This window comes from Terrabacter sp. Root85 (assembly GCF_001429185.1).
GTDB lineage: Bacteria > Actinomycetota > Actinomycetes > Actinomycetales > Dermatophilaceae > Terrabacter.
Genome location: NZ_LMIW01000001.1, coordinates 809,735 through 833,317, shown reverse-complemented (window position 1 = coordinate 833,317; position 23,583 = coordinate 809,735). Strand labels below are relative to the sequence as shown.

The following is a 23,583-nucleotide window of genomic DNA, read 5'->3' as shown; positions in this document are numbered from 1 at the left end:
CAGGTGGTTCGTGATGTGTTGGGGCAGGCGGGGCCGGCCGGTGAGCCAGCCACCGTTGGTGTCGAGGTGGACCTGCACCCGGTAGCGAGCCCGCCGGGCAGCTCCACCCGAACCACTCGAAGCACCGGACCGTCCGGCACCGTCGGCGCCGGACGTGGTGGCGGCGTCGAGGGAACGGGTGGCGAGCACGAGCAGGGCGTCGGCCCACGTGACGCGGGGCCGGCCTCCGTCGGTGCAGTACTGGGCGGGATGCAGCACGTCCCCGTTGAGGGCCTGCTTCTGCTCGTCGCTCACACCCCCGTCAGCGTCGCGGGCGCTCTCGGGGGTGASGGTGTGGAAGAGGTGGTCCTTGGCCTCGGCGAGGGCGGCYTCGACGAGGGCGCCGACCTCGGCGGGCGCGTCGTAGCGCAGCCGGAACCGCCCGTCGGCGTCGAGGCCCATGCTCAGGTGGGCCGGCTCGACCGGCACCCGCTTCCCCGACCCACGGACGCCGCCCTCCTCCCCGCCGCTCTCGTCACCGGCCGGCATCTCACCGGCCGGTGTCTCGCCGGGCAGGCCGCGGCCGCGGTCGTCGACGCTGTCGGGTTGGAGGGTGAAGTCGTAGCGGGTGACGGTGCGCTGCAGCTGGGTCACCGTCGCGGATCTCGCCGGGCAGGCCGCGGCCGCGGTCGTCGACGCTGTCGGGTTGGAGGGTGAAGTCGTAGCGGGTGACGGTGCGCTGCAGCTGGGTCACCGTCGCGTGCTGGGCGAACTCCGCGACCGTGGTGTCGAACGCGGCCGGGGTGTGCCGGGCCACGACCGCGGCCTGGTCCAGGCTGATCCACCCCTCCCGCAACCCGGCGACGGTGGCGGGCAGCTCCTGCGCCCGCCGGGCCAGCAGCACCATCGCACCCGCCTGGCCCCGCGAGAGCCCGGCCCGGAGCATCAGCCAGTGCTCCGGCGAGCGCAGCCCCGCCGCCTGCCACGACCCGTCGGCGAGGACGGCGACGAGGAGGTCGACGAGCCGGGCGTGCGCGTCGTGCAGGTCGGCGGCCAGGGACGCGACGTGGTCCCAGTCCCGCTCGATCTGCTGCACGCTGCGGCTCTGCTCCATACCCTCAATCGTACAGGTGTTCGAACGAACCAGCCAGCGTTGTCCACACCGAAAGCTCTGTGCTGCAGACGAATTGGGCCAGTGTCACCTGAAGCGCGAGGCGAACTCGCCGGGCGTCATGCCGGTCGCCTTGCGGAAGTCGCGGGTGAAGTGGGCCTGGTCGGCGTAGCCGAGCTCGGCCGCGATGCCGGCCAGCTCCGCGTCGGAGTCCCGCAGCCGGTCGGCCGCCTCCTGGAGCCTCCGGCGGCGGATGAGCCACTTGGGCCCGAGCCCGATCCGCTTGTGCAGCAGGCGTTGCAACGTCCGCTCGCTGATGTCGAAGCGCGCACACAGGTCATCGACCCGCAGCAGCTCGGGAGAGGTCTCGACGTCCTCGATGATGGCGTTGACGAGGAGCCCTTCGTCGTCGACCGGGAGGAGCGGCCGCAGCGCGTCCTCGACCACCTCACGCGCCTCGGCCTGAGCCTCCGCCGAGGTCGGGTCGGGTCGCATCGCCGAACGCACCCGCCGGCTCAGACCGATGCCGTCGAGGGTCGTCAGCATCGACAGGTCGACGTAGCGGTCGGTCATCCGGCGCACCGGCTCGCGCGTCACGAGATGGCCCGCGGCCGGCTGCAACATGACGCCGACGGCCCAGCCGCGCCCCGTGAGCATCTGGTGCGAGAGTCCGGACACGACGCCGTAGAAACGCGCGTAGCTGTCGGACACGACGACGAGGCAGACGGGGTACTGCAGGACCCGCTGCACCGAGTCGCGTCCCGCGGGCACGTCCCACACCGGGATCCAGAACCGGCGGGCGAGGTCTGCGAGGTCCGGCGAGACGGAGCTGCGGGCGATCGACCACGTGTGGTCGGTGGGGTCGACGAGATGGGCCCGTTCGATGTCGTCGCGGGCCGCTGTCCGTCCTGCCCCGGCAGACGTCGTCACGTGTCGGAAAGTATCAAGACCCACCGACGCGCGGCTTCCTACGGTGACGGCATGACCTCACCGAGCACCGACGTCCTCGCCTCCTACCTCCGTCTCGCCGAGCCGTTCGCCTCCGTCGTCGACCGCGTGCCGAACGATGCCTGGGACGGCTCGAGTCCCTGCGCGGGCTGGAGCGCACGCGACGTGCTGACCCACGTCGTCACGACCCAGCGTGACTTCCTCGAGCAGCGCGGTGTCGATGCCGCGACCACGGCCGACCACGAGGACCCCACAGTCCTCTGGCGGGCTCACGACGAGCGGATGCGTGAGCTGCTCGCCGACCCGGACGTCGCCGGCCGGGAGTATGACGGCGTCTTCGGCCGCACGACCGTGGGCGCGTCGATCGTCACCTTCTACGGGTTCGACCTCGTCGTCCACCGCTGGGACATCGCTGTGGCCGCTGGGCTCGACGAGCACCTGTCGGACGAGGAGCTCGAGATGCTCGACAGGTCGGCCGACGGGTTCGGGGACCACCTCTACGACGACGGTGTCTGCAAGCCGGCCGTGCCCATCCGGGACGGCGCCGACCGTCAGGAGCGCGTGCTCGCCCGGCTCGGTCGACCGACGCCGGCGAACGCCTGAGCCGTCACCGCGCCCAGAGGTACTCGACCTCGGGGCGGCCGGCGCCGGCATACCTCGACCGTCGCACGACGACCCGTGTCTCGCAGAGGTACTCGGCATACCGGCGCGCGGTGACGCGACTGACGCCGAGCTCGTCGCCGAGCTCGGACGCGGAGCGTCCGCCGTCCGCCTCGCGGAGCAGTCGTGAGACGCGGGCGAGCAGCTCCTCGCCCATCCCCTTCGGGAGCCGTGCCTCGGCCGCGACACGGGCGCCGGCGAAGACCTCGTCGACCTCGGCCTGGGTGCCGACCTCGGCGCCGCTCGTCACCTGGTCTCGGTAGGCGCGGTAGGCGAGCAGCCGCTCCCGCAGGGTTGCGAAGACGAAGGGCTTGAGGACGTACTGCACGATCCCGAGCGACACCGCGGCACGGACGACGTCGAGGTCGCGCGCGGACGTGACGGCGATGACGTCGGCGCGGTGGCCGGCGGCACGCATGGCGCGCACGACGTCGAGCCCGTGCCGGTCGGGCAGGTTCATGTCGAGAAGCACGACGTCGATCTCCCTGTCGTGCAACGTCTTCAGCGCCGCCTGGGACGTGCCCACCGTCGCCACGACCTCGAACCCGTCGACCCGGCCGACGTAGGCCGTGTGGGCCTCCGCCGCGATCGGCTCGTCCTCGACGACGAGCACGCGCAGGACCTCAGTCATCGTCACTCCCGCCGCCGTCGACCGCTCCACCGGCTGGCAGACGCACGGTGAACGTCGCGCCCGGTGGCCCCGACACCGCCAGCGTCCCGCCGAGCCGGTCGACCGTCTGCGCCACGAGGGCCAGCCCGATGCCGCGGCGACCCGCGCTGCCCTGGTCCTTCGTCGACCACCCACGCCGGAAGGCGTCCTCGACAGCACCCGGCGGCAGACCCGGCCCGTCGTCGGCGACCTCGAGGACGGCATACGCCTCCTCGACCCTCGAGTCGAAGCGCACGTGCCGCTCGGGGCGGGGCGTGCCGGGCTCGCCGGCCACGGCATCGAGGGCGTTGTCGATGAGGTTGCCGACGATCGTCACCACGTCACGGGTGGGCGCGACGTCGCGCGGCCAGTGCGCGCCCGGTTCGATCTCGAAGGCGATGCCGCGCTCGTGCGCCTCGGCCGCCTTGCCGAGCAGCAGCGCCGTCAGGGCCGGCTCGTCGACCGAGCCGACGACGCGGTCGGTGAGCAGCTGTGAGACCTGCAGCTCGTCGGTGGCGAAGTCCAGCGCACGATCGCTGTGCCCGAGCTCGATGAGGCTGACGATCGTGTGGAGCCGGTTGGCCGACTCGTGGGCCTGCGAGCGGAGCGCCTCGGTCAGGCCCCGGGCCGAGTCGAGCTCTCCCGTCAGGGCTTCCAGGTCGGTGCGGTCGCGCAGCGTCGCGACGTGGCCCAGGAGGCGGCCCTGCCAGCGGGCCGGCCCGCGGTTGAGCACGAGGACCCGCGCCGACGTCACGTGCAGCTCGTCCTCGTGCACGGCGTCGTCGGTGAGCGCGGCCGTCAGGGACGGGGTGAGCCCCAGCTCGGCGACCGGGCGTCCCACGGCGTCGGCCGGCAGGGCGAGCAGCCGGGTGGCCTCGTCGTTCGCGAGCCGGAGGTGACCCTCGAGGTCGGTGATGACGAGGCCCTCGGTGACGGCGTGCAGGACGGCGTCGTAGTACTCGTACATCTCGCGCAGCTGCTGCTCCCCGAGGCCGTGGGTCTGTCGCCGGATCCGGCGCGACACGAGGCCCGTCCCGAGGCCCGACAGCAGCGCGGCCACGAGCCCGGCGAGGAGCAGCCCCGGCAGCTGGGCGCGCACCCGCTCGCCGACGGCCGACTTCCGGATGCCGACCGAGACGAGCGCGACGACCTTCCCCCGGTCGGTGACGGGCACGACGACGCGGGACGACGGCCCGAGCGTGCCCGTGTAGTCCTCCTCGACGACGCCACCCGCGAGCGCGTCCTCCGTGTGCCCGAGGAACTTCTTGCCGATCTGCGTCGGGTCCGGATGGGTGTAGCGGATCGCGTCGCGGCTCATGACGACGACGAAGTCGGTCCCGGACTCGACCCGCACGCGCTCGGCGTACGGCTGGAGCACCGTGGACGGGTCGGGACCCTGGACGCCGGCGACGACGTCGGGCGTCGCCGCCATCGTCTCGGCCACCGCGAGGGCCCGGGCGATCGCCTCCTGGTCCCCGGCGCGCTGCGCCTGGCCGTACGCCCCGGCGAGCCCGGCGGCGACGACGAGCACCGCGATGAGCACCTGGAGCGCGAAGGTCTGACCCGCCACGCTCCATCGCCCCGGGGCCGTCAGCACCCGTCGCGAGAACTCAATGAACACAACCGTGACCCTAGTCACTGGCCGCGGGAGCCTCATCACATTCACCGGTCCCGCGCCCAGCACGGGACCCAGCCAACGGAGGTCACCGTGAGTTCCACCGCCGACAGCGCCGTCGACGCCCAGCCAGGCTCGGCCCCGAAGCGCGACCGCACCCACTATCTCTACATCGCCGTCATCGTCGCCATGGTGGCGGGCATCCTCGTGGGGTGGGCCTTCCCCGAGGTGGGCAAGAGCCTCAAGCCCCTCGGCACCGGCTTCGTCAACCTCATCAAGATGATGATCACGCCCATCATCTTCTGCACGATCGTGCTCGGCATCGGCTCGGTCCGGAAGGCCGCTCAGGTCGGCAAGGTCGGCGGCCTCGCCCTCGGCTACTTCATCACGATGTCGACCGTCGCCCTCACGATCGGGCTCGTCGTCGGCAACATCATCAAGCCCGGTGACAGCCTCAACCTCACGGCCGCCGTCGCCGAGTCGGGCGCGTCGCAGGTCGACGCCAAGGCCGAGGGCGCGGTCGACTTCCTGATGCATCTCATCCCCGACACCCTCGTCTCCGCGCTGACCTCGGGCTCGGTGCTCCAGGCCCTGCTCATCGCGCTCCTCGTCGGCTTCGCCCTGCAGAAGATGGGCAATCAGGGCGAGCCGATCCTTGGCGCGATCAAGCACCTCGAGCGCCTCGTCTTCCGCCTCATGGCGATGATCATGTGGGCCGCCCCGATCGGTGCGTTCGGCGCGATGGCCGCCCTCGTCGGCGCGACCGGCATCGGCTCGCTGACCAGCCTCGGCAAGCTCATGGCTGCCTTCTACGTCACGTGCGCGATCTTCGTCTTCCTCTTCCTCGGCAGCATCCTCAAGGTCGTCACCGGGATCAACGTCTTCTCGCTCTTCCGCTACCTCGGCCGCGAGTTCCTCCTCATCCTCTCGACGTCGTCGTCGGAGTCGGCCCTGCCGCGCCTCATCGCCAAGATGGAGCACCTCGGGGTCTCCCGCCCGGTCGTCGGCATCACCGTGCCGACGGGCTACTCCTTCAACCTCGACGGCACCGCGATCTACCTGACGATGGCGAGCCTCTTCATCGCCGAGGCGATGGACAAGCCGTTCAGCATCGGCGAGCAGATCAGCCTCCTCGTCTTCATGATCATCGCGAGCAAGGGCGCCGCGGGCGTCAGCGGTGCGGGTCTCGCGACCCTGGCCGGCGGCCTGCAGTCGCACCGCCCCGACCTCGTGCCGGGCGTCGGCTTCATCGTCGGCATCGACCGCCTCATGAGCGAGGCCCGCGCGCTGACGAACTTCGCCGGCAACGCCATCGCGACGGTCCTCATCGGCACCTGGGTCGGCGAGATCGACCGCGACAAGGCGTCGCGCGTCCTCGCCGGCCAGGACCGCTTCGACGAGGCGAGCATGCTCGACCACGACGACGAGGTCGTCCCGGACGACCACGCCCCCGGCGCCCGTGGCCACGAGCCGGAGCTCGTCGGCTCGAGTCGCTGACCCACCTCTCGACGGGGCCGCGAACCACCGGGTTCGCGGCTCCGTCGCCGTTGTCGTGGCCCATCTCACTCCGCGCGGTCGGCGGCTCGGGAACCTCTGGCATACAAAAGGATTCACGCTTGCGTATGCCATCCGCCGCCTCCCGGCGTCACCCTCGTTTGCGCTCGTCCCCCCATCTTCGACACAGTGGTCGCTTCATCGAGACATCTGTGACACGTAACTGTGAGGAGACAGACGGCACCTCGTCGGGGTGCCGTCCATGACGTATGAGTGAACTGACCAAGAGTCCCGACGACGCGCTGCACCCGGCGCTCGAGCCACCACCGGTGAACCACGAGGAGGCTGCGCCCTCCCGGGTCGACAAGGTCGTCTTCGGCGTCGCCGCCGCCGTGGCGATCACCTTCGTCCTCTGGGGCGCGCTCAGCACCGAGAGCCTCAGCACGAGTGCCTCCGCCGGCCTCGACTTCGTCGTCCACAACACCGGCTGGCTCTTCTCGCTCGTCGCCTCCGGCTTCGTCGTCTTCGTCATCTGGCTGGCCGCGAGCAAGTTCGGCAACATCCCGCTCGGCGGTGACGGCGAGGCTCCCGAGTTCCGCACGTCGTCGTGGGTGGCGATGATGTTCTCCGCCGGCATGGGCATCGGCCTGATGTTCTACGGCGTGACCGAGCCGCTGACCCACCTCGTGACCCCGCCGCCCGGCACGGGGGCCAAGGGCAACCCCGAGGCCGTCCAGACGGCGATGGCGACGACGATGTTCCACTGGTCGCTGCACCCCTGGGCCATCTACGCGGTCGTCGGCCTGGCCGTCGCGTACGGCGTCTTCCGCAAGGGTCGCTCGCTGCTCATCAGCTCGGCCTTCGCCCCGCTCTTCGGTGAGAAGCGCGCCAACGGGCCGGCCGGCAAGGTCATCGACATCTTCGCGATCTTCGCGACGCTCTTCGGCTCCGCCACGTCGCTCGGCCTCGGTGCCCTGCAGATCGGCTCCGGCCTCGAGATCGTCGGCGGCATCGGCAAGGTCGGCAACGGCGTGCTCATCGGCATCATCGCCGTCCTGACCGTCTGCTTCATCCTCTCGGCCGTCTCCGGCATCGAGAAGGGCATCCAGTGGCTCTCGAACATCAACATGGTGCTCGCGCTCGCCCTGGCGTTCTTCGTCTTCGTCGTCGGCCCGACGGTCTTCATCCTCAACCTCGTCCCGACGACCATCGGCTCCTACTTCAAGGACCTCGCGATGATGTCGGCCCGCACCGACGCCGCGGGCGGCGACGGCATGAAGGACTGGCTCGCCGGCTGGACGATCTTCTACTGGGCCTGGTGGGTCAGCTGGACGCCGTTCGTCGGCATGTTCATCGCCCGCATCTCGCGCGGCCGCACGATCCGCCAGTTCGTCTCGGGCGTCCTGCTCGTGCCGTCGGTCGTCTCGCTCATCTGGTTCGCCATCTTCGGCGGCGCCGGCATCGACCAGCAGCAGCACGGCCAGGACATCGCCGGCCAGTCGACCCCCGAGGGATCGCTCTTCGCGATGCTCGGCAACCTGCCGTGGCCGACGGTGACCGCGATCGTCGTCATGCTCCTCGTCGCGATCTTCTTCGTGTCGGGCGCCGATGCCGCGTCGATCGTCATGGGCACGCTCTCCGAGAAGGGCACGCTCGAGCCGTCGAAGAAGACCGTGGTCTTCTGGGGCGCGGCCACCGGCGCCGTCGCCGCGATCATGCTGCTCATCGGCGGTGAGGACGCCTTGTCGGGCCTCCAGAACGTCACGATCGTCGCGGCCCTGCCCTTCCTCGTCATCATGATCGGGCTGGCCGTCGCGCTCGTGAAGGACCTGTCGCGCGACCCGCAGGTGGTCCGCCGGCAGTATGCGGTCGCGGCCGTCGAGCACGCGGTCGTCGCCGGCGTCAGCGAGCACGGTGACGACTTCTCGCTGACGGTCCAGGAGACCGCGCCCGGCGAGGGCGTCGGCGAGATGGTCCAGACCGACCCCGTCGCGGAGCCCGTCGGGGCGAAGGACGTCGAGGTCGAGGACGGGCTCGGCGGTCACGTCGACGAGCAGACCGACAAGGTCGGCGCCTCGATGCGCCTCTGACCGAGGTCGAGTCAGACCCGTCACAGCAGTCACCTCGAGCGCCGCATCACCCGCCTGGTCGGATGATGCGGCGCTCGATCGCTGCCGCGACCGCTCCGGCCCGGGTCTCGACGCCGAGCTTGGTGTAGACGTGCGAGAGGTGCGACTTCACGGTCGCCTCCGAGACGAGCAGCTCGCGTGCCATCTCGCGGTTGCCGAGCCCGCGCGAGAGCAGCTCGAGCACCTCCACCTCGCGCTCGGTGACGACCGGCCCGGGTGAGGCCGCGCGCCGCACGAGCCGCGCCGCGACCGACGGGGCGAGCACCGTCTCGCCGCGGGCCGTGGCCCGGATGCCGGCGAAGAGCTGGTCGGCCGGGGCATCCTTGAGCAGGTAGCCGAGCGCGCCCGCGTCGAGGGCCCGCAGGATGTCGGCCTCCGTGTCGTAGGTCGTGAGGACGAGGACGTGCGGCGGCTCCGGCAGGGCGCGCAGCCGCGCCGTGACCTCGGCCCCTCCCGGCCCGTCCCCGAGGTTGAGGTCCATGAGGACGACGTCCGGCCGTTCCGTTGCGACGACGCGCTCGGCTCCCGCGAGGTCGCTCGCCTCACCGACGACCTCGATGCCGTCCTGGCCGTCGACGAGGGCGCGCAGTCCCGCGCGGACGACCGGGTGGTCGTCGACGAGGACGACCCGGACGGCGCCGGTGCCGTCAGCCACGGGAAACCCCCGCGGTGATCGGGAAGCGGACCGACACGGTCGTGCCCTCGCCGGGCGCGCTCTCGACGTCGGCGCTGCCCCCGAGGTCACCGGCCCGATGGCGTATGCCGTCCAGCCCGCGCCCGCGGTCCCCGAGCGCGTCCGGTCGGCCGGGTCGCGTCGGGTCGAAGCCGCGACCGTCGTCCCGGACGTCGAGCAGCACCTCGTCGGAGAGGTAGGTCAGGCTGATGTCGGCGCGGGTGGCGTGGGCGTGCTCGACGACGTTGGCCAGGGCTCCTCGGGTGGACCGGACGAGAGCGCTGGCGACGTCGGCCGACACGGCGACGGGGTCGCCGTGGACGCGGACCCTGACGTCGAGGCCGTGGGAGGCAGCCGTGGCGCCCGCGCGTTCGAGCGCGGCCGGGAGGGCGTCACCTGTCGTGTCGTCCTCGAGGTCCGCCGGGGCGAGGTCGCGCACGACGCGGCGCACCTCGTCGAGTCCCTCGCGGGCTGCCGTCCCTGCAGCCACGACGTGCTGGCGGGCGACGAGCGGCCGTCGGTCCCAGTCCTGCTCGGCCGCGGCGAGGAGCAGGGTGATGCTGGAGAGCCCCTGACCGACGGAGTCGTGGATCTCGCGCGACAGGCGGGTCCGCTCGGCGAGGGCACCGGAGCGGTGCTGTGCGGCAGCGAGATCGGCCTGCGCGTCGGTCAGCTCGTCGATGAGCGCCTGCCGGGAGCGGGCCTCACGCTCGAGGGCTCGGTAGGACAGCACGGTGACGAGGGCGATGCCGACCGGACCGATCAGCACCGTCGGGTCGAGGTCGTCGGTGATGCGGCTCCACGCCACGCTGACGACGGCGGTCATGACGACGACGACCGTGACGGCATACGCGAAGGGGAGCACCTGGAGCACGGCGAAGGCCACGGGCACGGCGGTCCACGCGAACGAGGGGGCGGCAAGCGTCAGCGCCACCCAGAGCACGACGACGACCGCGATCCACACGTAGGGCCACGCGGCACGGTCGGCGACGAGCCGACGCGTGAGGTAGGCGGCCCCGAGGAGGGTGGCACCCGCGAGGACGAGGAGCGCGGTGCCGTCGAGGTCGTGGCGCAGCAGGTAGCGCGCCGAGCACGTCACGAGGAGCACGACGAGGATGGCGTCGAGCCATCGGTCGAGTCGCGCCACCGGCGCGAGGATGCCCTCTTCCATGACCGGCAGCCTAGGGACGGGGCGGGCCGTCGGCATCATCCGATCGGCTAGTCCGGTGTGGCCGGTTGCCCGACGCGGTGGGTGGGCTGGATCGGCGACGGTGGTGGGGACCGCACGACCACCCTCGTCCTCACGATCACCTCACACCGGGAGACCCACCATGAAGCGCAGCCTCGCCGTCGTCCTCGTCCTCGCCGCCGCACCCCTGCTGGTGGGGGCGCCCGCACAGGCCGATCCGCCCGGCCACGGTCGGCCGGGCACCTATCGGCTGACCGGCGACGTCGGCGGCTCGAAGTTCGAGGGCATCGGTGCCGACGAGCGGCGCGGCGTCTTCTACGTCAGCGAGGTGACGGGCGGTGAGATCCACCGTGGCTCGGCCGGCACGGCCCAGACCGAGCAGTGGCTGGGCGGCGACGGCACCGACGGTCGGTTCACGGCCCGCGGGATCACGACCGACGCGGCCGGTCGGGTCTACGTGGCCGGCGGCCCGAACGGCATCGGCACCGGTCGGCCCGACCTCTGGGTGTACGCGCCGGACGGCCGCCTGCTGGCCGCGCTGCGTGCTCCGGGGGAGAACGTGTTCCTCAACGACGTCGCGATCGGTCCCGGCGGGGCGGCCTACTTCACGAACTCCAACGCGCCGCAGGTCTTCCGGGTGGCGGTCGACGAGAGGGCCTGGGGAGTGACCCGCTGGGCCGACGCGACCGGCACCGTCGTGCAGCGAGCCGGCTTCAACCTCGGAGGCATCGTCGTCAGTGCCGACCGCTCCGCCCTCGTCGTCGCCCAGGGCAATGCCGGTCTGCTCTGGCGCTTCGACCTGCGCACGGCCGCGGTGTCGCCCGTCGCGACCGGCGGGGCATCGCTCACCGACGCCGACGGCCTCGTACGGCAGGGGTCGCGGCTCACCGTGGTGCGCAACTTCGCACGGCTGCTCGCCACGCTCGAGCTGCGGGCCGACGGCCGGGCCGCCCGGCTCGTGTCCCAGGTCGCCACCGACCCCGAGCGGGTGCTGACGACGGCCAAGGAGCTCCGGGGCCGGACGCTCTTCGTCGACAGCAAGTTCGACGAGCCGGTCGCGTCCGGGCCGTACGAGGTCGTCACCGATCCGCTGGCACGATGAGGACCATGCGACGCGGCACCAGGGCGAGCGCCGCGGTCGCGGCGGCCGCCGGTCTGGCCGCGGCGACCGCCCTCGCCGCCTGCACCTCGAGTGGCCCCGCAACCACACCAGCCACTCCAGCCACCTCCGTCACGACGACGGGTGTGACGACGGGGCCACTCGACGGGGGCGAGACGCCCCAGGGAGGGTCTGCTGTGACGACGAGGCCACTCGACGGGGGAGAGGCCAGCACGGGAGGAGCCAGGATGGCGACGCCGTCGGCGGCCGAGCAGGCACGGCTCGACGCTGCGCTGCGGGATGCGGCGTGGAAGGACGACCTGCCGCGAGCGAGAGCTCTCGTCGGCCGGGGCGCGGACGTCAACGCCAAGGACGAGACCCAGCAGTCGGCATACCTCGTCGCCACGAGCGAGGGCCACCTCGGGCTGCTGCGCCTCGCACTCGCCCACGGTGCCCGCGTCGACGACAAGGACAGCTGGAACGGCACCGGCCTCATCCGGGCGGCCGAGCGCGGGCACGCGCTCGTCGTCGGCGAGCTGCTCCGCGCCGGGATCGACCGCGACCACGTCAACCGGATCGGCTACCAGGCGATCCACGAGGCCGTGTGGCTCGGACGCGACACGACCTCCTACGTCGACACCGTGCGCGTGCTCGTCGCCGGCGGTGTCCAGCTGACCCGACCCTCGCGCGACGAGGGGCTCACCCCGCTCCGGATGGCCCGTGAGCGCGGATTCGACCGACTGACAGGAGTTCTCGTGACTGCAACCACGGCCGACCGTGTGGACGACCCTGATGCGGCACTGCTCTCGGCCGCTCAGCGCGGCGACGCAGACGCCGTGTCGCTGGCCCTGCGCGCCGGAGCCGACATCGAGGCCCGCGACGCGAAGCGGCGGACTCCGTTGCTCCTCGCCGTCACCGGCGACCATGTCGACGCCGCAAGGGTGCTCGTCGCGATGGGTGCAGACCCCGACGCGCTCGACGATCGCCACGACACCCCGTGGCTCGTCACCGGGGTGACCGGCAGCGTCGCGATGCTCGAGACGCTGCTGCCCGCCGGTCCCGACCTCACGGTCCGCAACCGCTTCGGCGGGGTCTCGGTCATCCCGGCGAGCGAGCGCGGGCACGTCGACTACGTGCGTCGCGTCGTGCAGACCGGCATCGACGTGAACCACGTCAACGACCTCGGCTGGACGGCCCTGCTCGAGGCCGTGATCCTCGGCGACGGCGGCGAGCGACACCAGCAGATCGTGCGCCTCCTCCTCGATGCCGGCGCCGACCGGTCGATCGCCGACAAGGATGGCGTCACCGCGCTCGAGCACGCCCGCGAGAAGGGGTATGCCGCCATCGCCCGGATCCTGGAGCAGTTCTAGCTGCGGTCGGTGCGGCCGGGGCTGTCGCGCAGCGAGAGAACCATGCCGCGCAGGATGCGGAAGGCGTCCCTCTGCTCGGCCTCGGTCAGGCCGGCCAGCATCCTGACCTCGACGGACCGGACCGCCGCGCTCGCCGTCTCCAGGCTCCGTCGGCCGCGGGGTGTCAGCCGGGTCGGAAGGGCCTTCCCGACCGGCGCCTCTGCGGGGCGCGTCACGAAGCCGTCTCGTTCGAGGGCCCGGAGCAGCACGTTCATCGACTGCCGGGTCACGAAGGCCCCACGCGCCAGCTCGGAGTTCGACAGGCCCGGTCGCTGTGCCAGCAGCTCGAGGCACGAGTAGTGGGTCACCGTCATCCCGAGCGGCCGCAGCACGTCCTCCATAGCGGCGCGCAGAGCACTCGACGCCTCCTTCAGCAGGTAGCCCAGGGACGTCTCGAGGTCGACGCCGGCATCGTCTTGACTCATGTCAGTATTCTGACATACGGTCATTCGTGTCAGATAACTGACACGAACTCAAGGAGGCCATCGTGCCCGTCACCGGTCCCGACTTCATCTCGCTCCAGGCAACCGACCTCGACGCCTCGCGGGCGTTCTACGAGCAGTACCTCGGTCTCGTGCGGTCCCAGGCCGGGCCTCCGCACGCCGTCGTCTTCGAGACGACGCCGATCGCCTTCGCGCTGCGCGACGTGGTGACCGGCACCGATCTCGCATCAGCCGCCCAGCCGGGCATCGGTGCCGCGATCTGGCTCCACGCCACGGACGTCCAGGCCATCCACGACGCCCTGGCCGCAGACGGTCACACCATCGTCTCCGCGCCGATAGACGGTCCGTTCGGTCGGACCTTCACCTTCGCGGACCCCGACGGCTACCACGTCACCCTCCACGACCGCGCCTGATGCCGGCCGGCCCGGACTCCGGTCGATCGGCCGTGTGACACGATCTCCGGGTGCTACGACTGACCGATGTCATCATCGACTGCCCGGACGCGATGATGCTGGCGGCCTTCTATTCGGAGGTGACGGGTCTCCCCGTCAAGGCGGGCAGCCACGACAGCTGGGCCGGCATCCAGCTCGGTGAGATCGAGCTGGCCTTCACGCCGGTCGAGGACTACCGCGCCCCACAGTGGCCGGACGGTGACCACCCCAAGCAGTTCCATCTCGACTTCGAGGTCGATGACATCGAGGCCGAGCACCGCCGTGTCGTGGCCCTGGGCGCGACCCTGCACCAGGACTCCGTCGGCCGCGACGGCTTCGGCTGGCGCGTCTACACCGACCCCGTCGGTCACCCGTTCTGCCTCTGCCGCAACAAGGGCGTCACGTGGACCGACGAGGGCCCCGTCTGGCAGGCGGGCGACTAGCGCGAGCCGGACCTGCTCCCGAACCGCGGCGCGTTGCCGCTGGCCGTCAGTGGGCGGTGGTGGGCTCGACTCGATCCCTGGAGTCCACGCCGGCGCCGAGGTAGGTGAGGGCGACGGTGGCTGCCACCCACGCGGCGGCAGCCCAGACCCAGACACCGTGTACGGCCCACACGCACAGTGCGAGAGCCACGATCTGAACGGCCGTGAAGACATATCGGAAGTCGCGGTACCTACGGTGCAGACCGACGGCCACACCGAAGAACAGGGCCGCGACCGTGACGCCGAATCCGGCGACCAGCAGGGCCAGGGCCGTCCCGAGCCCGGCGAAGCCGCTCGTGCCGCCGGTGTTCGCGTTCGGGCCGAGCAGGACGGCGGCGATGACAGCTCCCGCCAGGAGTGCGGCAGCCCCTTGGAGCGCGGCGACCACGACGACCGCTCGCCCAGCGGCGAGGTTGCCACCGACCGTGCCAGGTCCCGAGGCCGTGGGTCCTGTGGGTCGGTGGAGCTGGAAGAGCGCGCGGACCAGCGCGACGAGAGCGAAGCCGAAGGGCAGCGCGAACAGCGACATCGGACCAGCGAACCGTGACGGTGCCGCGAGTACGGCGCAGGCGACGAGAACGGTCGCCGGGACCGCCCACCTGGCCCACGGCCTGGACCACGGCAGGACCGACGGCACGAGCAGGTACCCGAACGGGACGACCAAGACGCCCAGCAGGCCGAGACCACCCCAGGCAGGTCCGACCAGAGCGGCGACGGTTGCGACGGGACCGGTGATCAGCAGTGCAGCCTGTCCCGCGGTCGGGCGCCACACCGCGGCAGTCATGACGAGCGCGAGCGCGCACGTGGCCGCGACGAAGAGCCAGGCGTACGTCATTTCGCGGATCCTCCTGGGTTCAGGTCGTGCGCTGCGTCCGCCGTGTCGGTCGCGGCCGTGTGGGTCGTGGGCGTCCGGCAGGGCCCGCCCGGATGCCCAGTGTCCCGCTGCCGACGCGCATCGGGATGAGTGTGCGAACCCACCTGACCCGAGCGGGCCACCACGGTGGCCCGAAGCCGTGACCATGCGTCCATCCGAGGGGCCACCTGACGGCCCTTCGGTGTCAGGCGAACTCGGCGACCAGGTCGGGGCTGACCTGGGCCAGGACGGCATACGCCATCTCGACGGGGAGGTCGACGACGTCGTAGTGCTGGGCTCCGGCAGCAGTGGTGGCGACGAGCGTCGCGACGCCGACGCGTCGCTGGAAGAAGGACTGCTCGACCTTCCAGCCGATGATGCCGTCGCGGTCGAGCACGACGCGCTGCCGGTCGAGCGAGCCGTGTCGCGTCACGAGGTGGTCGGGGGTCACGGCGTGCCCCAGCGCGCGGTAACGGTCGCGACCCAGGGCGACGGCACCGACGAGCAGGAGTGGCACGAGGACGAGCAGTGAGCCGTGCCAGTCCCACAGCAGCCGTGCCACGACGAGGAGCGCGGCGACGAGGAGCGCCGGCACGACGGCGCGCGTCAGGCGACGGCGCCGGGCGGCGGGGCCGTGTGGCGTGAGCGGCCCTGAGACCGCGGCCTCGTCGGGGCGGATGCGCAGCGCGAGGGGCGTCACGACGCCGGCCGGCGCGGGCGGGCACAGCCAGTCGGAGCCGCCCTGCTCGCGGAGCAGGCCCGACGTGACCACCTTGAGCCGGCTGGCCCCGGCCAGACGGAGCCCGAGCGGCTCGTCGAGCCGGACGCCGCGGACCCGGGCGGCGTCGATGCTCGTCTCCCGGTTCGTCAGCAGGCCGCGGCGCGTGTGCAGGGTGCCGAGCCGGTTGCGGGTCAGCCGGAAGCCCCAGAAGGTCAGGACGTAGGCGCCGACCGCGAGGAGCGACACGACACCGAGCAGGAGCAGCACGTCGACCCACCAGGCCAGACGCGACACGAAGGACGCGCCGTCCCGGAAGACCGACCGCTCCTGCGAGAAGCGCGAGAAGCCCTGCGACGCGAAGCCGACGATCGCCGCGGCGCTCGCGAGCCCCGTCACGGTGAGCGGCGCATAGCGGATCCATGACGGGTCGAGGCGCACGAGCACCTCGTCGTCGACGGGCGGTGGTGCGTCGTCGGGCACGTCGTCGACGGCCACCGGCGCGCCGGTCGGCGCGGGCAGACCGGTCACGGCCGGGTCGACGCGGTGCAGCAGCTCGGCCCGCAGGCGACGACCCGCGTCGACGCCCAGCGAGTCGAGGACGAGCCGGTCGTGCTGGCCGCCGGCGGTCGAGATCTCGACCTTGGCCAAGCCGAGGACGCGGTGGTAGACCCGCGCCGTCAGGTCGATGGTGCGCACCTTGTCGAGGCGCGCCGTCGTCGTCTGCTTCGTGAAGAGGCCGCGCCGCAGCTCGATCTGGCCGTCGGCGATGCGGTAGCGGGTCGTGACCCACCGCAGCACGCCGAACGCGACGATGAGCGGAACGGCATACAGCTCCCACCGGTCGTTGTCCTCGGAGCCGGCTCGGAAGACGACGAGCGCGAGCAGTGCGGGCAGGAAACGGATCAGCGTCTCGAGGGGGTGGACGAGGAGCATCCGGGCGTCGAGCCGGCGCCAGCCCTCCGCGTCCTCGGTCACGTCGCGTCGCCCGTCTCGGCCACGGCCGCAGCCGTCAGCGCGTCGACGAGCTCGTGGGCGACGGGCAGGTCGAGACCGTGGATGGTGACGGGCCCCGCGGCGGACGCCGTCGTGATCGTGACGGCGGCCAGGCCGAGCAGCTGGGCGACGGGACCGCGTTCGAGGTCGACGGTCTGCACGCGGCCGAGCGGCGCGATGCGACGCTCCTGCCACAGCCAGCCGCTCTGCGTGTAGATCGCGCGGGGGGTCGCCTCCCACCGGTGCACGCGGTAGCGCCACTGCGGCATCGCGACGGCGTACGCGGCGCCGGCGACGAGCCACACGGCTCCGACGACCCAGTGCGGAGTGCGCGACGGGGCGTCGTCGACGAGCCACCAGACGACCTGCCCCGCGAGCAGGAGGGCGAGGACGACGAGGGCCTGCAGCGTCCACATGAGGACGGCCCGGCGCGAGACCCGGTGGGCGGGTTCGCGGAGCACGGCACCGGGGGCGACCGGCACGTCGAGGGGTTCCACGGCCCCCACGGTGCCACACCGGTGCCGGGGGGCCGCATCCGACCGAGGTATGCCGCCCTGCCGACCTTCGTCGGGTCGTGCCCTCCGCTCGGGGTCAGGCCGCGAGCGCCTCACGGGCCGAGCCCTCGCGGGCCTGCACGAGCCGCGCGTAGCGGCCACCGCGGGCCATCAGGTCGTCGTGGTCGCCGAGCTCGGCGACCCGACCGTGGTCGAGCACGGCGATCTGCTCGGCGTCGCGGATCGTCGACAGGCGGTGTGCGATGGTCAAGGTCGTGCGGCCGGCCATGAGCCGGTCGATCGCGGCCTGCAGCTCGCGCTCGGTCTCGTTGTCCAGGGCGCTCGTCGCCTCGTCGAGCACGAGGACGCGCGGGTTGCGCAGGAGCGTGCGGGCGATCGCGAGGCGCTGCTTCTCCCCTCCGGAGAAGCGGTGGCCGCGGGCCCCGACGACGGTGTCGAGGCCGTCGGGAAGGCTCGCGACGAGGGGTGCGACCTGGGCCGCGGCGAGGGCCTGCCACAGCGCGTCGTCGGTGGCGCCGGGGGCGGCGAGCAGGAGGTTGTCGCGGATCGAGGCGTGCACGAGGTACGTGTCCTGCGAGACGACGCCCACGATCCGGGCGAGGTCTGCAGGGTCGAGGTCGCGCAGGTCGACGCCGTCGATCGTCACGCGCCCGGACTGCGGGTCGTGCAGCCGCGCGAGGAGACCGGCGAGGCTCGACTTGCCCGAGCCGGTCTCGCCGACCAGGGCCAGCGTCGTGCCTGCGGGCACGTGCAGCGTGACGTCGGAGACGGCATACGCCCTCTCGGTGGGGGAGGCGGTGGCGTCGTGGCTGAAGGTGACGCCCTCGAAGCGCACCTCGCCGCGCAGCCGGTCGTGCTGCACCGCAACGGGATCGGCGGGAGGCGCGACCTCGACGGGCAGGTCGAGGTAGCCGAAGATGCGGCTGAAGAGCGCCATCGAGGTGACCCACTGGGCTCCGACGTCGAGCAGTCCCATGAGCGGTCGGAAGATGCCGGCCTGCAGGGTCGTGAAGGCGATGAGCGTGCCGATGGTCATGCCGCCCGAGGTCGCGGGCAGTCCGGCGGCGAGGTAGATCAGCGCGGGGATCGCGGCGAAGATGATCTGCATCGTCGCCATCCGCCAGCGGCCGGCGAGCTGCGAGCGCAGCTCGAGGTCGATGAGGTCGGTGGACGTCTCGGCGAAGCGGTCGGCCGTGGCCTCCCCGGCGCCGAGCGTCTTGACGAGGGTGGCGCCGCTGACGGTGAGGCCCTCCTCGACCTGGCTGTGCAGGTCGGCGAGTCGACGCTGGCGCTGGGCGGTGATGTCGCGGCGCAGCAGGGCGACCTTGCGGGTCATGAGGACGGCCGGCGGGATGACGAGCAGGGAGAGCAGCGAGAGGCGCGGGCTCAGGGCCACCATGGCGATGGCCGTCGCGACGGCGGTCGTGAGGTTGCTCGCGATCGACGTCGCCGTCGACGTGATGACCGACTGCATGCCACTGATGTCGTGGGTGAGGCGCGACTGCACCTCACCGCTGCGGGTGCGGGTGAAGAAGGCGACGGACTGGCGCTGCAGGTGGCGGAAGACGTCAGTGCGCAGCCCGTGCATGACGCGCTGGCCCACGGAGGTGGTGAGCCACGTCTGGACGACGCCGAGCAGCTGGCTCACGACGGTGACGGCGAGCATGCCGCCGACGGCCCAGAGCAGGAGGCGGACGTCCTGGTGGGGGAGGGCGTCGTCGATGACGGCGCGCAGCAGGAAGGGCTGGGCCATCGAGACGACCGAGATCGCCACGATGATCGCGGTGACGACGGCGACGGTGCGGGTGTGGGGGCGGAAGAGACCCGCGACCCGTCGCAGGGAGACGGGGGACTCGGCGAGCTGGGCGCGGTCCTGCGGGTCGATCTTCTCGGGCTGGCGGCCGCCGCGGTGGGTCGGCCTGAGGGTGGTCGTGGTGTCGGTCATGCGGTCACTCCATCTGTGGACTCCGGTTCATGATGCTGAGGTTACCTCACTATGAGGTCAATCTACAAATCAGGCCGTATGCTGCTCCCCATGCGTGACGCCGACGAGCCCTCCCTCGACGAGCTGCTCATGGGCGCGGCGCGGGCGCTGCGGCGGCGCTGGGCCACCGGGCTCGGGTCCGACCTGTCGCCCCACGACGCGCGCGCGCTGCGCGTCATCGGGCACCACGGGCCCACGCGTCTCGGCGTCGTCGCCGAGCACCTGCGCATCGCGCCGCGCTCGGCCACCGACGTCGTCGACCGGCTCGAGTCGCGGGGCCTCGTCCACCGCAGCCCGGACCCCGACGACCGCCGCGCCATGACCGTGGCCCTCACCGCGGTGGGGGAGTCGGTCCTCGCCGAGGTCGACGAGGCACGGCGCGAGGGTGCGGCCGACTTCTTCGGGTCGCTGAGCGACCGCGAACGCACGTCGCTCGCGGCCCTCCTCGCGCGGCTCGACCCTCGAGAGCCGTGAGGTCGAAATGTCCGCTGACATACACTTCCCTGCCGGCAACCGACGGCACGCGAGGCCGGGGCGAGCGCCGGCGAGGAGCTGCTGGGTGGCTGACGTGAACGGGCTCGTCATGGTCGAGGGGCGCCCGGGGTCGGGCCGCACCTCGACCGCCGAGGACATCGTCGAATGGCTGGCCGGCGAGCACGTCGCCGTCGAGCACCGGGCCGAGGGGCAGGCCGACCACCCCGTCGACGTCGACCACGTCGTCGTGCTCGACACCGCGCAGCTCCTCGCACTCGCGGCCGAGTCGACCGAGACGTCCCGGGCCCTGCTCGGCGCCGCCGAGCAGCACGGGGACGCCTGGGTCGTGCGACCCGCGTCGCAGGCGGCCCTGCCCGAGCCGCTGCGTGAGCGGGTCCGCGAGGTCGCGAGCCGGGCGCGGGTCCCCGCCGAGCTCACCGCCTCCCTCGTCGTCGATGCGTGGGCCCGCTTCGGAGCGAACAGGCCCGGTGGCGTCCACGTCTGGGAGTCCGCCCTGCTGCGGTCGCCCGACGTCGCCCTCGTGCGCCGTCTCGTCGACGCCGTGCGCGCGCACCGACCGGTCGTCGTCTACCTCGACGACGACCGCGAGATCGGGTCGAGCCGGCAGGGCCAGCGGCGCGAGCTCGACCTCCTCGTCGTCGCCGGCCTCGAGGTCCCGACGCTCGTGGTGCCGGTCGGTGACGGTCGCCGGGACGATCACTCGGCGGCCGTGCGCGACTTCGTCGCCGACCACCTCGGCCTCACCGGCGGGCGTGACTCGCAGCAGGTCGCCTGACCATGCCCCTGCACGCGGTCGAAGGCCTGCTCGACGCCACCTCCGACACGGAGGTCCGGCGTGAGTGGGCGGCCCTGGCCGCGGCGGGACTGCCGAGCCAGTCGCAGCACCAGGGTGCGACGAACGCGCCGCACATCACCCTGGCGCTCGCCGGGGTCGTCCCCGACTACGTCGAGGCCCGGGTCGCCCGCGTCCTCGAGACGATGCGGCCCGTGCCGATCCGCCTCGGGTCACTCCTCGTCATGGGCTCGCGCCGCTATGTCCTCGCCCGGCTCGTCGTGCCCACGCCCGAGCTGCTCGACCTCCAGCGGTCGCTGGCCGCCGCCACGGTCGGAGCGCCCGACGTCCCCGACCAGGTGCGTCCGGGCCGCTGGACCCCGCACGTCACCATCGCCCGCGGGCTCGGCTCGCGCCAGGTCGGGGAGGCGCTCGCCGTCCTCGGCCGCGCCCGCCCCCTCGACGGCACGATCGAGTCGGTCCGACGCTGGGACCCCGACGCCGGGCGCACGTGGCAGGTGGGCGGCATACCTACGATGGGCGCATGAGCCTCGAACTCGGCCTCGACACGTTCGGCGACATCGCCAACGGCCCCGACGGTGCCCCGCTCCACCCCGCCACGGTGATCCGGGAGGTCCTGGCCGAGGGTGAGCTCGCCGACCGGCTCGGCCTCGACTTCTTCGGCGTCGGCGAGCACCACCGCGACGACTACGCCGTGAGCGCCCCCGACGTGCTGCTCGCCGGCCTCGCGGGGCGCACCGAGCACATCCGGCTCGGCACGTCGGTGACGGTCCTCTCCAGCGACGACCCGATCCGTGTCTTCCAGCGCTTCTCCACCGTCGACGCGATCAGCCGCGGCCGTGCCGAGATTACCGTCGGCAGAGGCTCGTTCATCGAGTCGTTCCCGCTCTTCGGTCTCGACCTCGGCGACTACGAGACGCTCTTCGAGGAGAAGCTCGACCTGCTCGCGGCCGTCGTGGCCGAGCGGCCGATCCGCTGGGAGGGTTCGATCCGCCCGCCCGTCCAGGTCGAGAAGGTCATGCCCGCGACGGAGTCCGGCCACCTTCCCGTGTGGGTCGGCGTCGGCGGCACCCCGCAGTCGGTCGTCCGCGCCGCGCACTACGGCTTCCCCGTCGTCATCGCCATCATCGGCGGCTCCGCGCGCCAGTTCGCACCGCTCGCCGATCTCTACCGGCGCGCGCTGTCCGAGATGGGCAGGCCCGAGCTGCCGATCGGGGTGCACTCGCCCGGCTATGTGGCCGCCACCGACGAGCAGGCGCGTGACGACTTCATGCCGCACTTCCTGCCCTACATGAACAAGCTCGGCCGCGAGCGTCGCTGGGCGCCCATGGGCAAGGACCAGGCCCTCCAGCAGCTCGGCCCCGAGGGAGCCGTCTACTGCGGGTCGCCCGACACCGTGGCCGCCAAGATCGTCGACACCGTCCGCGTGCTCGGCCTCTCCCGCTTCCAGCTGAAGTACTCGTTCGGCACGCTCCCGCACGACCAGCGGATGGAGTGCATCCGCCTCTACGCCGAGGAGGTCGTGCCGCGCGTGCGCGCGCAGCTCGACGAGGACTGACGGGGGCTGACGTGCGGATCCTCTTGATGGGCATGGGATCCCGTGGTGACGTCCAGCCGCTCGTCGCGCTCGGGCAGCGTCTCCGGCGGACGGGGTATGCCGTGTCGCTCGCTGCGCCGGCCGACCTCGGTCACGTCGTGGCGGGCAGCGGCGTCGACTTCGAGCCGTTGTCGTTCGACCTCGAGGGGCCGTTGCGCGAGGGGCTCGGGCGTGACGCACTGCGCGGGTCGGCGCGGACGCAGGTGCGTGAGGCCCGGCTCATGCGGCAGGTCATGGCCGACACCGCCTCGGCGCTGGCCGCGGACGTCGCGCGGCTCGTCGACGGTGCTGACGGCGTGCTGTCGGGGGCGCTGACCTTCGACCTCGTCGACGCGCTGCTGACTCCTGACGGCCGAGGTGGCCGTCCGACCAAGCCGCACCTCTACGCCGTCTTCGCGCCGGTCTGGCCGAGCGCGCGCGGTGACTCGGTCGCTCTGGCCCTGCGCCCGCGCGCGACGTCGTGGGTCAACGACGCATGGAGCACCCTCGCGGGCCGGGTCGCGCTCGACCTCTTCCGCCCTGCCGGTGACCTCGTCCGCGCGCGACGAGGCCTGCCACGACAGCGGTTCCGCCACTACACGGCCGCTGCAGAGCGCACGCCGACGCTGCTCGCCGCGAGCCCGCACGTCGTCCCGCCGGCCGCGGACTGGCCCCCGGCGCTGCGGCAGACCGGCTACTGGGTGCGCGACGACGTCGGCGGTGGCTCGCTGGACCCGGCTCTGGCGGCGTTCCTCGACGACGGGCCCGGCCCGGTCTTCGTCGGCTTCGGCTCGATGCCGACGCCCGACCCGGAGGGTGTCGTGCGTGATGCGGGCCGGGTGCTCGGCCGTCTCGGGCTGCGTGGTGTCGTCAGCGAGGGTCTGGCCGGTCTGTCGGTCGGCACGACCGCAACGACGATCGGGATCGGCGCTGCACCGCACGACCTGCTCTTTCCACGGTGCGCCGTCGTCGTCCACCACGGCGGAGCGGGCACGACCGCCGCTGCGGTCCGGGCCGGGGTGCCGCAGGTCGTGGTGCCGCACGCCGCCGACCAGCCCTACTGGGGCCGCCGGATGGCCGACCTGGGGGTCGCCGCACCGCCGATCGCCCGCAAGGACCTGACGGCGGCTCGGCTCGAGCGGGCGCTCGAGGTCGCTCTGTCCCCGGGAGCCCGCGCGGCGGCATACGCCCTCGGTGAGCGCGTCCGCGCAGAGGACGGCGCCGGCGACGCCGCGCGACTCGTCGACACCTACCTCAAGGGTGCCGGGCCGTCCTGACACACCGAGGTCGGCTGAGGCCGACCGCCCACGCTCCGGAGCCCACGGGACGGAGGACTTCGTGG

Annotated in this window: 23 protein-coding genes and 1 pseudogene; 12 read left to right on the top strand and 12 right to left on the bottom strand. The window is 72.4% G+C overall.

Annotation, left to right across the window (positions count from 1 at the left end):
• From ASE25_RS23370 to ASE25_RS03935, 3 genes and pseudogenes are all read right to left on the bottom strand, one after another.
• Positions 1-633: pseudogene (locus tag ASE25_RS23370) on the bottom strand (HNH endonuclease); the annotation flags it as partial.
• Positions 530-1,093, bottom strand: coding sequence for a DUF222 domain-containing protein (locus ASE25_RS23365; RefSeq protein WP_056822920.1), 564 nt, complete (start codon positions 1,091-1,093; stop codon positions 530-532). The gene ASE25_RS23365 and the pseudogene ASE25_RS23370, both read right to left, overlap by 104 nt.
• 84 nt (positions 1,094-1,177) lie before the next feature.
• Positions 1,178-2,020 (bottom strand): AraC family transcriptional regulator, encoded by an 843-nt coding sequence (locus tag ASE25_RS03935; protein WP_056822917.1) that lies wholly within the window; start codon positions 2,018-2,020, stop codon positions 1,178-1,180.
• A gap of 51 nt (positions 2,021-2,071) precedes the next feature.
• Between ASE25_RS03935 and ASE25_RS03930 the strand changes: the two genes are divergently transcribed.
• On the top strand, positions 2,072-2,641 hold the full coding sequence (locus tag ASE25_RS03930) for a TIGR03086 family metal-binding protein (RefSeq protein ID WP_056822914.1): 570 nt from the start codon (positions 2,072-2,074) through the stop codon (positions 2,639-2,641).
• A gap of 4 nt (positions 2,642-2,645) precedes the next feature.
• On the opposite strand, the gene ASE25_RS03925 is transcribed toward ASE25_RS03930, so the two are convergent.
• The gene (locus tag ASE25_RS03925) at positions 2,646-3,329 is read right to left on the bottom strand and encodes a response regulator (protein WP_056823846.1); all 684 of its coding nucleotides are present in this window, start codon (positions 3,327-3,329) and stop codon (positions 2,646-2,648) included.
• Positions 3,322-4,917 (bottom strand): sensor histidine kinase, encoded by a 1,596-nt coding sequence (locus tag ASE25_RS03920; protein ID WP_056823843.1) that lies wholly within the window; start codon positions 4,915-4,917, stop codon positions 3,322-3,324. The genes ASE25_RS03925 and ASE25_RS03920 overlap by 8 nt, the downstream gene beginning before the upstream one ends.
• Positions 4,918-5,055: 138 nt before the next feature.
• Between ASE25_RS03920 and ASE25_RS03915 the strand changes: the two genes are divergently transcribed.
• Positions 5,056-6,459, top strand: a complete 1,404-nt coding sequence (locus tag ASE25_RS03915) for a cation:dicarboxylate symporter family transporter (protein ID WP_056822911.1) — start codon at positions 5,056-5,058, stop codon at positions 6,457-6,459.
• Between the two features lie 266 nt (positions 6,460-6,725).
• On the top strand, positions 6,726-8,546 hold the full coding sequence (locus ASE25_RS03910; RefSeq protein WP_056822907.1) for a BCCT family transporter: 1,821 nt from the start codon (positions 6,726-6,728) through the stop codon (positions 8,544-8,546).
• Positions 8,547-8,592: 46 nt separating this feature from the next.
• On the opposite strand, the gene ASE25_RS03905 is transcribed toward ASE25_RS03910, so the two are convergent.
• Positions 8,593-9,240: a response regulator transcription factor gene (locus tag ASE25_RS03905; RefSeq protein WP_056822904.1), complete on the bottom strand. Its 648-nt coding sequence runs from the start codon at positions 9,238-9,240 to the stop codon at positions 8,593-8,595.
• The gene (locus tag ASE25_RS03900; protein WP_056822900.1) at positions 9,233-10,429 is read right to left on the bottom strand and encodes a sensor histidine kinase; all 1,197 of its coding nucleotides are present in this window, start codon (positions 10,427-10,429) and stop codon (positions 9,233-9,235) included. The genes ASE25_RS03905 and ASE25_RS03900 overlap by 8 nt, the downstream gene beginning before the upstream one ends.
• Before the next feature lie 160 nt (positions 10,430-10,589).
• Here ASE25_RS03900 and ASE25_RS03895 point away from each other — a divergent pair, with 160 nt between their 5' ends.
• The gene (locus ASE25_RS03895) at positions 10,590-11,549 is read left to right on the top strand and encodes an SMP-30/gluconolactonase/LRE family protein (RefSeq protein WP_056822897.1); all 960 of its coding nucleotides are present in this window, start codon (positions 10,590-10,592) and stop codon (positions 11,547-11,549) included.
• A gap of 245 nt (positions 11,550-11,794) precedes the next feature.
• Positions 11,795-12,916 (top strand): ankyrin repeat domain-containing protein, encoded by a 1,122-nt coding sequence (locus ASE25_RS23130; protein ID WP_056822895.1) that lies wholly within the window; start codon positions 11,795-11,797, stop codon positions 12,914-12,916.
• On the opposite strand, the gene ASE25_RS03885 is transcribed toward ASE25_RS23130, so the two are convergent.
• Complete coding sequence (locus ASE25_RS03885; protein ID WP_056822892.1) at positions 12,913-13,380, bottom strand: MarR family winged helix-turn-helix transcriptional regulator; 468 nt, start codon at positions 13,378-13,380, stop codon at positions 12,913-12,915. The two genes, ASE25_RS23130 and ASE25_RS03885, sit on opposite strands and share 4 nt — an antisense overlap.
• Positions 13,381-13,442: 62 nt before the next feature.
• Here ASE25_RS03885 and ASE25_RS03880 point away from each other — a divergent pair, with 62 nt between their 5' ends.
• The gene (locus ASE25_RS03880; protein WP_056822887.1) at positions 13,443-13,811 is read left to right on the top strand and encodes a VOC family protein; all 369 of its coding nucleotides are present in this window, start codon (positions 13,443-13,445) and stop codon (positions 13,809-13,811) included.
• A 50-nt stretch (positions 13,812-13,861) separates the two neighbouring features.
• Complete coding sequence (locus ASE25_RS03875) at positions 13,862-14,272, top strand: VOC family protein (protein ID WP_056822884.1); 411 nt, start codon at positions 13,862-13,864, stop codon at positions 14,270-14,272.
• 46 nt (positions 14,273-14,318) lie between these two features.
• On the opposite strand, the gene ASE25_RS03870 is transcribed toward ASE25_RS03875, so the two are convergent.
• The 4 genes from ASE25_RS03870 to ASE25_RS03855 form a co-directional block, all read right to left on the bottom strand.
• Complete coding sequence (locus ASE25_RS03870; protein WP_056822881.1) at positions 14,319-15,146, bottom strand: hypothetical protein; 828 nt, start codon at positions 15,144-15,146, stop codon at positions 14,319-14,321.
• A 223-nt stretch (positions 15,147-15,369) separates the two neighbouring features.
• The gene (locus ASE25_RS03865) at positions 15,370-16,860 is read right to left on the bottom strand and encodes a PH domain-containing protein (RefSeq protein WP_056822878.1); all 1,491 of its coding nucleotides are present in this window, start codon (positions 16,858-16,860) and stop codon (positions 15,370-15,372) included.
• Positions 16,857-17,375: a PH domain-containing protein gene (locus tag ASE25_RS03860; RefSeq protein WP_056775503.1), complete on the bottom strand. Its 519-nt coding sequence runs from the start codon at positions 17,373-17,375 to the stop codon at positions 16,857-16,859. The genes ASE25_RS03865 and ASE25_RS03860 overlap by 4 nt, the downstream gene beginning before the upstream one ends.
• Before the next feature lie 94 nt (positions 17,376-17,469).
• Complete coding sequence (locus tag ASE25_RS03855; protein ID WP_056822875.1) at positions 17,470-19,338, bottom strand: ABC transporter ATP-binding protein; 1,869 nt, start codon at positions 19,336-19,338, stop codon at positions 17,470-17,472.
• 90 nt (positions 19,339-19,428) lie between these two features.
• Between ASE25_RS03855 and ASE25_RS03850 the strand changes: the two genes are divergently transcribed.
• The 5 genes from ASE25_RS03850 (at position 19,429) to ASE25_RS03830 (ending at position 23,518) form a co-directional block, all read left to right on the top strand.
• On the top strand, positions 19,429-19,851 hold the full coding sequence (locus ASE25_RS03850; protein ID WP_235508527.1) for a MarR family winged helix-turn-helix transcriptional regulator: 423 nt from the start codon (positions 19,429-19,431) through the stop codon (positions 19,849-19,851).
• A gap of 85 nt (positions 19,852-19,936) precedes the next feature.
• Positions 19,937-20,647, top strand: a complete 711-nt coding sequence (locus ASE25_RS03845; RefSeq protein ID WP_056822867.1) for a hypothetical protein — start codon at positions 19,937-19,939, stop codon at positions 20,645-20,647.
• A gap of 2 nt (positions 20,648-20,649) precedes the next feature.
• A complete protein-coding gene (locus ASE25_RS03840) occupies positions 20,650-21,192 on the top strand; it encodes a 2'-5' RNA ligase family protein (RefSeq protein WP_056822864.1) in 543 nt (180 codons plus the stop codon).
• Complete coding sequence (locus tag ASE25_RS03835; protein WP_056822861.1) at positions 21,189-22,223, top strand: LLM class flavin-dependent oxidoreductase; 1,035 nt, start codon at positions 21,189-21,191, stop codon at positions 22,221-22,223. The genes ASE25_RS03840 and ASE25_RS03835 overlap by 4 nt, the downstream gene beginning before the upstream one ends.
• A 26-nt stretch (positions 22,224-22,249) precedes the next feature.
• Complete coding sequence (locus ASE25_RS03830; protein ID WP_056775485.1) at positions 22,250-23,518, top strand: glycosyltransferase; 1,269 nt, start codon at positions 22,250-22,252, stop codon at positions 23,516-23,518.
• Positions 23,519-23,583 lie beyond the last annotated feature (65 nt).